Below are 12,810 nucleotides of genomic sequence, written 5' to 3' on the forward strand. Positions count from 1 at the left end.
GCCGGGGCGCGAGCACGCGGGCACGCGGCAGGAGGTGGCCGCGGAGCTGCACCGGGCCGCGCGGGCCGCCCGCCGGGCCGCGGACGGCAGGGCCGACCCGGTCGACGTCGGCCACGAGCTGATGGACCTCGCCGAGCGGGCCCTGGTCGCCGACCTCATCGAGGACGCCATGCGCTTCCAGACGGAGGCCCACGCCCGCTTCGAGGAGGCCGGCGACGACAAGCTGCTGGCCGAGTGCCTCGTCGGCCAGGCGGCGCTGCACACGTTCGCCGGCCAGTACGGCACCGCCGCCCGGCTCGCCGACCGGGCCGCCGGGCTCCTCGCCGCGCACGGCGACGACGAGGGCGCCGCCCACGCGCACGCCTCGGTCGCGGAAGCCCTGCGCAAGACCGGTGACCTCGCGCAGGCCCGCGAGCACGCCTACCGCTCGCTCACCCTGTTCCAGACGGCGGGCGACCCCGCCAGCCTCGCGTACGTGTACCGCCTCGCCGCCAAGGTCGAGTGGGCGCGGCAGAACCATCCGCTCGCCCGGCAGCTCCTGGACAAGGCCCGGGCGCTGCCGCGCGACACGGGCGGGGAGGAGGGGCCGTCCACCCAGGCCATCGCCCACCCCTCCAAGGCGCTGCGCGTACCGTAGTGACATCGGGGCACGGCGCACGCGGCGGCGCGTTCGGCCGTCAGTCCCAGGTCATGGTGATCGTGCCTTCGAACGTGACGTAGCCCGCGCGGTGGAACGCCCGCGCCATGGGGACGTTGCCGAGGTCCGTGGAGGCGCGGATGCGGGGGACGTCCTGGGCGGCGAGGACCCGGGTGCCCTCGGCCAGGACGTCGTCGATGTAGCCGTGGCCGCGATGGGCGGGCAGCACGGCCAGGTAGGCGATGATCGCGTTGTAGTCGTTGCGGGCCGGGATGACGAAGCCCACGGGCTCGCCGTCCGGGAGCGTCGCGATCCGCCACCAGTCACGGGGGCTGTCGTAGCCCGCGAGCTCGTCCTTGTAGTGGCGCAGCGCCGCTTCGCGCGCGGGCATCCGGGTCAGGTCGTGCCGGCTGTGCGCGTCCAGCGTCCCGTCCAGGGCGCGGGTCATCAGCTCCAGGAGCTCCTCGGTGTCTCCCACCGGCCGGAAGACCAGGCGTCCGGTGGGCTCCGGGACGGGCGCCCCCGGCCGCCACTCCAGGCGCAGCCGTTCGACGAACAGCCGACCGCCGGTGCGCTCCACGACGGCCATGCGGTCCTCGACGGGGCGCCGGGAGGCCGGGTCGTCCTGCCAGCGCGGCGGGACGAAGCGGCTGTACTCGGGCGGCCGGGCCGCGGCGGGAAGGGTCGCGGCCGTCGCGGCACGCAGCAGTCGCTCGGCCACCGCCACCCGGTCGACGTCGGTGGCGCCGTCGTCCACGTCGAGGACGTCGAGCACGAGCGGCGTCCCGCTCCCCGGACGGCTCCACCACGCGACGCGGGCGAGCAGCCGGTCGCCGCGCAGGGCGACCCACATCCACTCCGGTCGCCGCCGGCCGGACGCGAGGTCGTCCGCCAGCTCCTCGTTGAGGACGTAGGGGAGTCGGTTGAACAGGTCGAGCTCCGCGCTTCCCGTGATGGGGCGCAGGGTCAGGTCGTCGTAGGACGTGGTCAAAGGTCCGCTTTCCGGCCGGATGGGCCGTCAGCTCCGGGCGCGGACGGCTCCGGCCGCAGGTGTATCCGACGAACGCCGCCCGCGCAAACGCTTTTGCGCTGGTACGAGCCCTGCGGCGGACCCCGGTACCGGCCCGGGCGGTGGAGGCGGGCGGCGGTCAGGCCCCTGCCGCCACCCTCCGGGCCCACCGGTAGTCCGCCTTGCCGCTGGGCGACCGCTGGATGTGGTCCGTGAACACCACGGCGCGCGGGATCTTGTACCCGGCGAGGCGGGCCCGGCAGTGGTGCTGCAGGGCGGCCGCGTCGACGGGACCGGCGTCCGGGCGGAGTTGGACGACCGCCGCGACCCGGCTGCCCCAGCGCTCGTCCGGGACCCCGGCGACCAGCGCGTCGTACACGCCGGGGTGGGACTTCAGGGCCTGTTCGACCTCCTCGGGGTACACCTTCTCGCCGCCGGTGTTGATGCACTGCGAGCCGCGGCCGAGGACCGTGACGACGCCCTCGGCGTCGACGGTCGCCATGTCGCCGAGCAGCACCCAGCGCTCGTCGCCCCGCTGGAAGAAGGTCTCGGCGGTCTTCCGCGGGTCGTTGTAGTAGCCGAGCGGGATGTGGCCGCGCTGGGCGATGCGGCCGGGCTCGCCGACGGCGACCGGCTCGTGCGTGGCCGGGTCCACCACCCGCGTACGGTCGTTGACCCGGATGCGGAAGCCGCGCTCCGGGCCCGCGTCGTCCGTCGCCGTCCCGTTGAAGCCGGACTCGGAGGAGCCGAAGTTGTTCAGGAGCACGACGTCCGGCGCCAGCGCCGTGAACTCCGCCCGTACGGCGTCCGACATGATCGCGCCGGAGGACGAGACGCTGAACAGGGACGACAGGTCGGTGCCGCGGCAGGGGCCGGTCAGGGCGTCGACGAGCGGGCGCAGCATCGCGTCGCCCACCAGCGAGACGCTGGTGACCTTCTCGCGCTCGATGGTGCGCAGCACCTCCTCGGGCACGAACTTGCGGTGGATCACCAGGCGCTGGCCGAAGTGGAAGCAGATGAACGCGGTCAGCGTCGAGGTGCCGTGCATCAGGGGCGGCGCCGGGAAGAACGTGATGCCGTCGCCCCCGGCGGCCACGCGCTCGGCGACCTCCTCCGGCCGCGTCACCGGCTCGCCCGTCGGCGCCCCGCCGCCGAGCCCCGAGAAGAACAGGTCCTCCTGGCGCCACATCACGCCCTTGGGCAACCCGGTCGTGCCGCCGGTGTAGATGATGAACAGGTCGTCCGGCGAGCGCGGGCCGAAGCCGCGCTCCGGCGAGCCGGACGCCTCCGCCTCGGCGAAGGGCACGGCCGCGGGCGTCCCGCCCGGGCCCACGCGGATCAGGTGGCGCAGCCTGCCCGCGCGGGGCAGCGCCTTCGCCACCCGCGCGCCGAACTCCGCGTCGAAGACCAGCGCCGCGAGGTCGGCGTCCCGGTAGAGGTAGGCCAGCTCGTCCTCGACGTAGCGGTAGTTGACGTTGACCGGGACGAGGCGCGCCTTGAGGCAGGCCAGCACGGTCTGCAGGTACTCGACGCCGTTGTACAGGTGCAGGCCCAGGTGTTCGCCGGGGCGCAGGCCGCTGTCGAGCAGGTGGTGGGCGACGCGGTTGGCGGCCGCGTCCAGCTCCGCGTACGTCAGCCGGCGCTCGGCGCCCGTGCCGGGGACGTCCAGGTACACGAGGGCCTCGCGGTCCGGCACCGCGTCGACGACTGACTCGAACAGGTCGGCAAGGTTGTACTCCACCGCTCCTCCTGACCCCGGCGCCGTGTCGTGTCGTGTGGCGGTCATCAGAGCAGAGGCGCCCCCGCGGGGGAAGGGGCCGCGCAGGTAAAACTGACTAGGTGTCAGAAAGCTATTGAACTGGCACCCCGCCTCCTGCAACCTGTTCCAGGTCTGGAGACGGGAGGACGGCCATGGACGGCACGGAACATCTCTCCGTACGGCGCGAAGGCGCCACCCTCGTACTCACGCTGAACCGGCCCGAGGCGAGGAACGCGCTCTCGCTGCCGATGCTCGTGGGCCTCTACGACGGCTGGCTGGCCGCCGACGCGGACGACACCGTCCGCTCCGTCGTCCTCACCGGCGCGGGCGGCGCGTTCTGCGCGGGCATGGACCTCAAGGCCCTGGCGGACGGGGAGATGGCCGGGCAGGAGTACCGCGACCGCCTCGCGGCCGACCCCGACCTGCACTGGAAGGCGATGCTGCGCCACCACCGGCCGCGCAAGCCCGTCGTCGCCGCCGTCGAGGGCCCCTGCGTCGCGGGCGGCACGGAGATCCTCCAGGGCACCGACATCCGCGTCGCGGGTCAGTCCGCGACCTTCGGGCTCTTCGAGGTCCGGCGCGGCCTGTTCCCCATCGGCGGCTCCACCGTCCGCCTCCCGCGGCAGATCCCGCGCACCCACGCCCTGGAGATGCTGCTCACCGGCCGCCCGTACTCCGCCCGCGAGGCCGCCGACGTGGGGCTCGTCGGCCACGTCGTACCGGACGGCACCGCGCTGGAGGAGGCGCTTGCCGTCGCCGAGCGGATCAACGCCTGCGGGCCCCTCGCCGTCGAGGCCGTCAAGGCCTCCGTGTACGAGACCGCCGACCTGAGCGAGGCGGAGGGGCTCGCCGCCGAACTCAAGCGCGGCTGGCCCGTCTTCGACACCGCCGACGCCAAGGAGGGCGCCCGCGCCTTCGCCGAGAAGCGCCCGCCCGTCTACCGGCGCGCCTGACCCGAGGAGCCGACGCCATGCCCGACGTGCTCAGCGCTTCCATGGTCGTGGAGTTCCCCTTCACCCGCTCCCTCGGCCCCGTCCAGTCCGCCTTCCTGACCGGCCTGCGCGAGCGCACCGTCCTCGGCGTGCGCACCACCGCCGGCACGGTGCTCGTCCCGCCCGTCGAGTACGACCCCCGGACCGCCGAGGAGATCCGGGACCTGGTGGAGGTCGCCGCCACGGGCACCGTCACCACCTGGGCCTGGAACCCCGCGCCCCGGCGCGGCCAGCCCCTGGCCACCCCCTTCGCCTGGGTCCTCGTCCGCCTCGACGGCGCCGACACCGCGCTCCTGCACGCCCTGGACGCGCCCGGCCCCGAGGCCGTCCGCACCGGCCTGCGGGTCCGCGTCCGCTGGGCCGCCGACCGCACCGGCGCCATCACGGACATCGCCTGCTTCGAACCGGACGAGGGCTCGACGCCGGGCCACCGGGCGCGCCCCCACAGCGGGGAGTTCGCCGGGGAGGCGGTCACCGGCATCGTCGCCCCCGCCCGCCTCGACTACACCTACACCCCCGGCCGCGCCCAGAGCGCCTACCTGGCCGCGCTCGCCGAGCACCGGGTCGTCGGCGAACGCTGCCCGCGCTGCCGCAAGGTGTACGTGCCGCCGCGCGGCGCCTGCCCCACCTGCGGGGTGGCCACGGCCGAGCGGGTCGAGGTCGGGCCGCGCGGCACCGTCACCACCTTCTGCGTCGTGAACATCAAGGCCAAGAACGCCATGAACGACGCCATCGAGGTGCCCTACGTGTACGCCCACATCGCCCTGGACGGCGCCGACCTGCCGCTGCACGGGCGCATCGGCGGCATCCCCTACGACCGGGTCCGCATGGGCCTGCGGGTCGAACCGGTGTGGCCCGGGCCCGGCGCCGGGCGCCACCCCGACCACTACCGGCCCACGGGCGAGCCCGACGCCGACTACGACACGTACAAGGAGCTGCTGTGACCGGGGACCGCGCACCAGAGCCCGGGGACGTGGCGGTCGTCGCCTGCGCGCAGACCGCGCACCGGCGGCGCACCGACGACCTCTCCGAGGTCGAGATGCTCATGCCGGTCCTGCACGAGGTCCTGGAGAGCACCGGCCTGACCACGGCCGACATCGGCTTCACCTGCTCCGGGTCGAGCGACTACCTCGCGGGCCGGCCGTTCTCCTTCACCATGGCGCTCGACGGCGTCGGCGCCTGGCCGCCGATCGCTGAGTCCCACGTGGAGATGGACGGCGCCTGGGCGCTCTACGAGGCCTGGGTGAAGATCCTGGCCGGCGAGGCGGACACCGCGCTCGTCTACGCCTACGGCACCTCGTCGTCGGGCTCCGTACGCGACGTGCTGACCCGCCAGCTCGACCCCTACTACGTGGCGCCGCTGTGGCCCGACGCGGTCGCGCTCGCCGCCCTCCAGGCCCAGGCCCTCCTGGACGCGGGCCACGCGGACGAGCCCGCCCTCGCGGCCGTCGCCGCCCGCAGCAGACAAGCCGCCCTCGGCAACCCCCACGCGCAGCTCCGCGGCGCCCGCCCCCAGGGCGAGTACCTCGTCAGGCCGCTGCGCACCGGCGACTGCCCGCCGATCGGCGACGGCGCCGTGGCCGTGGTCCTCGCCGCCGGGGACCGGGCACGCGACCTGTGCGAACGGCCCGCCTGGATCCGGGGCATGGACCACCGCGCCGAGGCCCACTCCCTGGGCGTGCGCGACCTCACCGACTCGCCCTCCACCCGCCTGGCCGCCGAACACGCCGGGGCCTTCGAGCGCCCCGTGGACACCGCCGAGCTGCACGCGCCCTTCACCTCCCAGGAGGTCGTACTGCGCAGGGCGCTCCGGCTCGACGACTCCGTCGACGTCAACCCCTCCGGCGGGGCGCTCGCCGCCAACCCCGTCATGGCCACCGGACTCGTCCGCGTCGCCGATGCCGCCGCCCGCGTCCACCGCGGCGACTCCCGGCGCGCCCTCGCCCACGCCACCTCCGGCCCCTGCCTCCAGCAGAACCTGGTCGCCGTCCTGGAAGGGGACGCCCGTGCCTAAGGAACCGGTCGCGGTCGTCGGCATCGGCCAGACCCGGCACACCGCAGCCCGCCGAGACGTGTCCCTCGCGGGCCTGGTCCGCGAGGCCGCCCGCCGCGCCCTGGACGACGCCGAACTGACCTGGGCGGACGTCGACGCCGTCGTCATCGGCAAGGCCCCCGACTTCTTCGAGGGCGTGATGATGCCCGAGCTGTACCTCGCCGACGCGCTCGGCGCCGTCGGCAAACCCCTGCTGCGCGTGCACACCGCGGGCTCCGTCGGCGGCTCCACCGCGCTCGTGGCCGCGAACCTGGTCGCCGCCCGGGTCCGGCGCACCGTCCTCACCGTGGCCTTCGAGAAGCAGTCGGAGTCCAACGCCATGTGGGGCCTGTCCCTGCCCGTCCCCTTCCAGCAGCCGCTGCTCGCGGGCGCGGGCGGGTTCTTCGCCCCGCACGTGCGCGCGTACATGCGGCGCAGCGGCGCCCCCGCCGCGATCGGCTCGCTGGTCGCGTACAAGGACCGCCGCAACGCCCTGAAGAACCCCTACGCGCACCTCCACGAGCACGACATCACCCTGGAGAAGGTCCAGGCCTCGCCCATGCTGTGGGACCCCATCCGCTACTCCGAGACCTGCCCCTCCTCCGACGGCGCCTGCGCCATGGTGCTCACCGACCGCGCCGGCGCGGCCCGCGCGCCCCGCCCGCCCGCCTGGGTGCACGGCGGCGCGATGCGCAGCGAGCCGACGCTGTTCGCGGGCAAGGACTGCGTCTCCCCGCGCGCCGGGAAGGACTGCGCGGCCGACGTCTACCGGCAGGCGGGCGTCACCGACCCGCGCCGGCAGATCGACGCGGTGGAGATGTACGTGCCGTTCTCCTGGTACGAGCCGATGTGGCTGGAGAACCTCGGCTTCGCCGCCGAGGGCGAGGGCTGGAAGCTCACCGAGGCCGGGGTGACCGAGCTCGACGGCGACCTGCCGGTGAACATGTCGGGCGGGGTCCTGTCCACCAACCCCATCGGCGCCTCCGGCATGATCCGCTTCGCCGAGGCCGCCCTCCAGGTGCGCGGCCAGGCCGGCGAGCACCAAGTGCCCGGAGCCCGTACGGCACTTGGGCACGCCTACGGCGGCGGGTCGCAGTTCTTCTCCATGTGGCTCGTCGGGACCGAGCCGCCCGCCACCTGACCCCCACCGGGCCCGCCCGGCCCTGTGTCCTCGCCCCGCGGCCTGTCCGGCGCCGGAGGGGAAAGCTAGGCTGGCGGCGGACGACGCACTGGGAGGAGCACGGACGTGGCCGACAGCACCATCACGCAGCAGCATCCGCTCACGGGCTGGGACAAGCCGGAGCTCGACCTCAGCGCCGCGGAATGGCGCTCGAGCAGCGACGGCCGCGGAGACGTGCAGATCGCGTTCGTCGAGGGCTTCATCGCCATGCGCAACAGCGGCCGCCCGGAGAGCCCGTCCCTGATCTTCACCCCCGCGGAGTGGGGGGCGTTCGTGCACGGCGCGCGCGAGGGCCGGTTCGACCTGACCTGACGCCGGGGCTTCGGGGCTGCCGCGCCCGAGTCGGTGACCTCGTACGGCGGATTCCGCAACTCCTCTGTCAGGGGCGGCAGTTGCTCGGCACAATGCGTGCTGTGCCGCACTACGACTACCTGGAGTTCACGCTCGACGACGGACGGCGCGTCCGGCTCGAACTGGCCGCCGCCGGCGAGGCCCCGGCCGCCGCGCCCGACGAGGCGGACGCCGACCTGCCGGGCGGCATCTCGGGCGTGACCCCGGTCGGGCGCGGGGTACGCATCGGCGCCCTCGCCGCGGACGCGCTGCGCACCGTGCTGAGCCCCCTGGGCCCGGTGCTCCAGCAGGTGCACGACGCCGTGCGCGACGTCCCCGACCCGCCCGACGAGATCTCCGTCGCCTTCGGCGTCCAGGTCGGCCAGGACCTGCGGCTCGGCATCGTCGGCACGGCCGGCCAGGCGAGCATGACGGTCTCGGCGACCTGGCGGCCGGGCCCGCGGACCACGACGTGACCTGGTTCCGGGCACCCGCCGACGAGCGGTACGCGGACGCCCGCGGCGCACTCGTACGGGTCCTGACCGCGGACCGCGCGCGCACCGCGGGCGCGGGCGTCTACCTGTGCGGCCGCAGACTCCTCACCTGCGCCCACGTCGTCAACGCCGCCCTGGGGCAGCGGATGCTGAGCGCCCGCGACCCCGGCGGCGTCACCCTCGACGTGGCCTTCCCCGTGCTCGGGGCGAGCGCGCCGCACCGGGCCCGCCTGGTGACGTGGATACCGCCCCGCTCCCCGCACCGGGGCCCGGTGCCCGACGGCTCCCTCCGCTGGGAGGGCGACCTCGCCGTCCTGGAGCTGGCGGAGGAACCCCCGCCGCCCGTCGGACCGGTGCGGTGGCTGGACATGGCGCACGGCCAGGAGGTCAGGGCCTGGTACGGCGGCGGACAGCCCTTCTCGTACGCCGACGTGCGCGTGGCCGCGTACGACGACGGCGTCGGCTACCTCGACGGCCGGCTCTCCGGCGCGGCCGTCGACGAGGGCTACAGCGGCGGGCCCCTGTGGTCCGTCGCCGACGGCGCCGCCGTGGGCCTCGTCATGGGGCGCATCACCGCCCCCGACACCGCGCTGTCCGCGCAGCACACGGTGCGGCGGAGCTGGGGCCTCGGCCGCCAGACCGTGCTGCGGGAGCTCCGCCACGCAGGGGCGCCGGACGCGGGACACCTGGACGGGCCCGCGCACCGCCCGTCGCTCCCCGCCGCCCCGGGCCCCCGGCCCGCCGCCCACCGTGACGCAGGCCCCGGCCCCGGCCCCGACTCCACCCCTGACCCCGATCCCGACGAGACGGCCCGGGACATGATGGTCGGCCCCCTCCAGCTCCTGCTCGGCGACCCCACGGCCCGCGCCGCCCACGCCACCGCCCTCGCCGCCGAGCTGGGCCTCGGCGCACCCGCCGACGGCACCGCCCCCTCCGTCGCCGAACTGGCCGAGCTGCTCACCCGCACCGAACGCGCGCTGCCCACGCTCGCCGAGTCCCTGGCACCCGCCCTCGCCGACGACCCCCGTGGCCGCGGCGAACTCGACCGCCTGCTCGCCCTGGGCCGCCTCACCGGCGCCGCCCGGCTGCTCTCCGTGGCCGAACACCGGCTGCTGCGCGCCAAGCTGGAGCACCTGTGCCACCACGACCCGGGCCTGCTGCCCCGCGCCGCGACCGCCGCCCTGCCCTACCTCGACCTGCCGGGCACCCTGCACGCGCCCCGGCTCGCCCCGGCCGCCGTCGCCGGGGTGCTGGGCGATCTCGAGACCTGGCCCGGCGACAGCTCGCCGGTGCCCGACGAGACGCCGCGCCTGCCCGCGCTGCTGCGCGTCGTCGAGTACGTGGCGGCCGAGACCGGCGGCCTGGCCTGCCGCGCGCTCCAGGAGTGGAGCGGCCGCGTCGCCGCCCGGCTCGGCATCCACGCCTCCGCGGTGCGGGAGCGCCGGGCCGACGCCGCGCGCTGGTCGCAGCGGACCGCCCCGGCCGGCGCCCGGATCCTGGTGGAGCTCGACCGGCACGCCAAGGACCCGGCGGACCACTACCGCTGCGCGGTGTGGCGGCTGCGGGCCGACGGCAGCGCGGCCCGCGCCGTCACCGGCACCGACCGGCCCCGCCCCGGGCCCGAGATCGCCCGGCTCATCCGGGACATCGCGAGCGGCACCGAGGGCGCCGAGCACGGCGTGGCCCTGGTCGCCGTGTCCGTGCCGCCGGACGCGCTGGAGCTGCCCGTGGACGAGTGGGACGGGGCGGGCGTCGACGAGTACATCCCCGCCCCGCTCGGCGAGGACTTCCACCTCATCCTGCGCTGCCCGCGGCTGCGGCGCCGCTCGCGCACCGCCGCCGCCGACCTCGCCCGGCGCTGGGAGGCCCGCCACCGCGGCGAGGTCCTCCGCGCCGACCGCGCCGTCGGCGGCCGGGCGGGGCTGATCGGACTGCTCAAGACGACCCACCGCGACACCGCGCGCGTCCTGCTCCGGGGAACGGCCGGGCACCGCGGCGAACTCCTGCCCGTCTGCCTGGTGATGGGCGTGCCCATCGTGCTGTGGGACCGCGCCTCGCGCGATGCGGGCCCCGAGCTGGACGCGGTCGCCCCGGACGGCCCGGTCGACGGACTCCCGGAGCGCGTACGGCACTTCCGGGTCCACGCCTACGCCGATACGACCACCGCGGCACGCCCCGCGCTGGTGTGGGAGGACACCGGGATGCCCCTGCCCGACGAACTCCAGCTCGCCGACCCGGCACAAGGCCCCGGCCAGGCCGCGGAGGGCGCCGCGGGCGGGGAGCGGGGGGTGTGAGCGGTGGCCGGGACGGGGCGGAGTGGGGAGTGCGAGCGGTGGCCGCGGCGAGACCGAGCGAGGCGGGCCGGGGCGAGACGGGCCGGGGCGAGACGAGCCGGGGCGGAGGGCGGGGCCGATGAGCCGACGCCGGGGGCAGCGTGACCAGCCGACACCGAGGGCAGGGATGACGGGCCCACGCCAGGCGGTGAGCGGCCCGTACCGAGGCGGCGGCGGTGACCGGCCGACATCGGGCGATGACCGGCCTGCGCCGAGGCGGCAGCGGTGACCGGCCGACACCGGGCGATGACCGGCCTGCGTCGAGGCGGCGGCGGTGACCGGCCCACACCAGGAGATGACCGGCCCACACCAGGAGCGGCGATGACCGGCCCCACCGGAAGCAGCGAGCCATGAACCGACCCGAGCCGGCCCATGAGCCGACCCACGCGTCGCCCCGGGCGGCGGTCCCGGCGAGCGGGCGCGACGAGTGGCGCCTGTTCCGTGGCGACCGCGTGGCCCGGCGCGTCGAGCTGCCCGAGGCCCCGCCCTGGCGCCGCTTCCCCGACGGCCACGACGCCCGCCCCCGGCCGCGCCCCTACCTCATCGGCCGCGCCGAGGCCGACGTGGTGAGCGCGGCCCTGCACCTGCGGCGCCCCCTGCTGGTCACCGGGCACCCCGGCACCGGCAAGTCCTCGCTCGCGCACGCCATCGCCCACGAACTCACGCTGGGCCCGGTGCTCCCCTGGGCCGTCAACAGCCGCTCGGCCCTGAAGGACGCCCTGTACGGCTACGACGCCATCGGCAGGCTGCGCGAGACCCATCTGCGCCAGGAGCGCGACGCCGGCGACCCGGGCATCGGCACCTTCGTCCGCCTGGGCCCGCTGGGTACCGCCCTGGTGCCGCGCGACCGGCCCCGCGTCCTGCTCGTCGACGAGCTCGACAAGGGCGACGTCGACCTGCCCAACGACCTGCTCACCGTGTTCGAGGAGGGCGAGTTCGAGATACCGGAGCTGTCCCGGCTGCCCGAGGACCAGTCCGAGGTGGCCGTACTCACCCACGGCGGCGAGGGGGAGTGGGTCACGGTCCGCCGGGGCCGCGTCCGCTGCCGGGAGTTCCCCGTCGTGGTGATCACCAGCAACGGCGAGCGCGACTTCCCGCCCGCGTTCATGCGCCGCTGCGTCCGCCTCGCGCTGCCGGACCCGGACGAGGCCCGGCTGCGTGAGATCGTCTCGGCCCACCTGGGCGAGGACGCGCTCGCCGGCGTGGACGACCTGCTGCACGCCTTCCTCAACCGCCGCGCCCCGGGCGAACTCGCCACCGACCAGTTGCTCAACGCCGTGTTCCTGCGCAAGGGCGGCGTCGACCTGGACGCCGAGGGCCTGCTGGACGCGGTGCTGCACCGGCTCGGGGGAGCGCTGTAGATGCCGCCCGGGGGGCCGGGAGCACGGCCGGAGGGCGGGGCGGACCCACCGCGTCGGCCGGGTGAGGGGAGCGCTGCGCCTTCGCCGGGCGACGGAACCCCTACGTCCCCGCCGGGTGAGGGGACGCCCGCGCGTCCGCAGGGTGAGGGGCACGCCGTGCCTTCGCCGGGTGAAGGGTGTGCCGCGCCTCCGCCGGGTGAGGGGACCCCCGCGCCTCCGCCGGGTGAGGGGAGCGCCGTGCCTGCACCGGGCGAGGAATCCACCACGCCTCTGCCAGACGACGGGAGCGCCACGCCTCCGCCGGACGAGGGGACCGCCGCGCCTCCGCCGGGCGAGGGGACCGCCACGCCTCTGCCAAACGACGCGACCGCCACGCCACCACCAAGCGACGGCACACCTACGCCCCCGCCCGACGACAACAACCGCCGCCGTGCCGCCCTCGGACTCGTCGGCCGCCTCACCGGACACGAGCTGTCCCTCCACGAACTGCTCGACGCCCTGTGGCTCGCGACCCGGCTGCCCGCGGACGGCGCGGCGCCCCTCGCACGGGCGCTCGCCGGTACCGCCCCGCCCGCGCCGTCGCCGCCCGACCCGGAGGCGCGGGAGCCACAGCCCGAGGACACCGGCCGGGGTGAGCGGCCGCCACCCGTGTCCGACGGGTCCGGCACGCCGGTGCCGCCCCC

The 12,810-nt window shown here is 76.0% G+C and carries 11 protein-coding genes and 1 pseudogene; 10 read left to right on the forward strand and 2 right to left on the reverse strand.

The genetic code is table 11. The features are described from left to right. The coding region (locus IE330_RS34880; protein WP_190140194.1) for a tetratricopeptide repeat protein at positions 1-637 on the forward strand (637 nt) is incomplete at its 5' end. A gap of 40 nt (positions 638-677) precedes the next feature. Here the strand turns inward: IE330_RS34880 and IE330_RS34885 are convergent. Both IE330_RS34885 and IE330_RS34890 read right to left on the reverse strand, forming a co-directional pair. Continuing rightward, positions 678-1,628: a GNAT family N-acetyltransferase gene (locus IE330_RS34885; protein ID WP_190140195.1), complete on the reverse strand. Its 951-nt coding sequence runs from the start codon at positions 1,626-1,628 to the stop codon at positions 678-680. A 157-nt stretch (positions 1,629-1,785) separates the two neighbouring features. Next, the gene (locus IE330_RS34890; protein ID WP_190140196.1) at positions 1,786-3,387 is read right to left on the reverse strand and encodes an acyl-CoA synthetase; all 1,602 of its coding nucleotides are present in this window, start codon (positions 3,385-3,387) and stop codon (positions 1,786-1,788) included. A 170-nt stretch (positions 3,388-3,557) separates the two neighbouring features. On the opposite strand from IE330_RS34890, the gene IE330_RS34895 reads away from it, so the two are divergent. From IE330_RS34895 to IE330_RS34935, 9 genes and pseudogenes are all read left to right on the forward strand, one after another. Beyond that, the gene (locus tag IE330_RS34895; RefSeq protein ID WP_190140197.1) at positions 3,558-4,358 is read left to right on the forward strand and encodes a crotonase/enoyl-CoA hydratase family protein; all 801 of its coding nucleotides are present in this window, start codon (positions 3,558-3,560) and stop codon (positions 4,356-4,358) included. 17 nt (positions 4,359-4,375) lie between these two features. Further along, a complete protein-coding gene (locus IE330_RS34900; RefSeq protein WP_190140198.1) occupies positions 4,376-5,341 on the forward strand; it encodes a Zn-ribbon domain-containing OB-fold protein in 966 nt (321 codons plus the stop codon). Further along, the gene (locus IE330_RS34905) at positions 5,338-6,411 is read left to right on the forward strand and encodes a thiolase family protein (protein ID WP_190140199.1); all 1,074 of its coding nucleotides are present in this window, start codon (positions 5,338-5,340) and stop codon (positions 6,409-6,411) included. The genes IE330_RS34900 and IE330_RS34905 overlap by 4 nt, the downstream gene beginning before the upstream one ends. Next, entirely contained in the window at positions 6,404-7,570 is a 1,167-nt protein-coding gene (locus tag IE330_RS34910; RefSeq protein ID WP_190140200.1) for a thiolase family protein, read from the forward strand. The genes IE330_RS34905 and IE330_RS34910 overlap by 8 nt, the downstream gene beginning before the upstream one ends. 105 nt (positions 7,571-7,675) lie before the next feature. Then, positions 7,676-7,921 carry a DUF397 domain-containing protein gene (locus tag IE330_RS34915; RefSeq protein ID WP_190140201.1) on the forward strand — a complete coding sequence of 82 codons (246 nt, stop codon included), beginning with the start codon at positions 7,676-7,678 and terminating at the stop codon, positions 7,919-7,921. Positions 7,922-8,022: 101 nt separating this feature from the next. Continuing rightward, positions 8,023-8,415: a CU044_2847 family protein gene (locus IE330_RS34920; protein ID WP_190140202.1), complete on the forward strand. Its 393-nt coding sequence runs from the start codon at positions 8,023-8,025 to the stop codon at positions 8,413-8,415. Further along, positions 8,412-10,727: a VMAP-C domain-containing protein gene (locus IE330_RS34925; RefSeq protein ID WP_190140203.1), complete on the forward strand. Its 2,316-nt coding sequence runs from the start codon at positions 8,412-8,414 to the stop codon at positions 10,725-10,727. Before IE330_RS34920 ends, IE330_RS34925 begins: the two co-directional genes overlap by 4 nt. Before the next feature lie 389 nt (positions 10,728-11,116). Further along, positions 11,117-12,127, forward strand: a complete 1,011-nt coding sequence (locus tag IE330_RS34930; RefSeq protein WP_190140204.1) for an AAA family ATPase — start codon at positions 11,117-11,119, stop codon at positions 12,125-12,127. Positions 12,128-12,364: 237 nt separating this feature from the next. Further along, positions 12,365-12,810: pseudogene (locus tag IE330_RS34935) on the forward strand (hypothetical protein); the annotation flags it as partial.

It is taken from the genome of Streptomyces longispororuber, assembly GCF_014656095.1.
GTDB lineage: Bacteria > Actinomycetota > Actinomycetes > Streptomycetales > Streptomycetaceae > Streptomyces > Streptomyces longispororuber.

Excerpts from the sequence above, each read along its gene's own strand:
- IE330_RS34895 (WP_190140197.1), top strand. The coding sequence starts at position 3,558 with ATGGACGGCACGGAACATCTCTCCGTACGGCGCGAAGGCGCCACCCTC.
- IE330_RS34900 (WP_190140198.1), top strand. The coding sequence starts at position 4,376 with ATGCCCGACGTGCTCAGCGCTTCCATGGTCGTGGAGTTCCCCTTCACC.
- IE330_RS34930 (WP_190140204.1), top strand. The coding sequence starts at position 11,117 with ATGAACCGACCCGAGCCGGCCCATGAGCCGACCCACGCGTCGCCCCGG.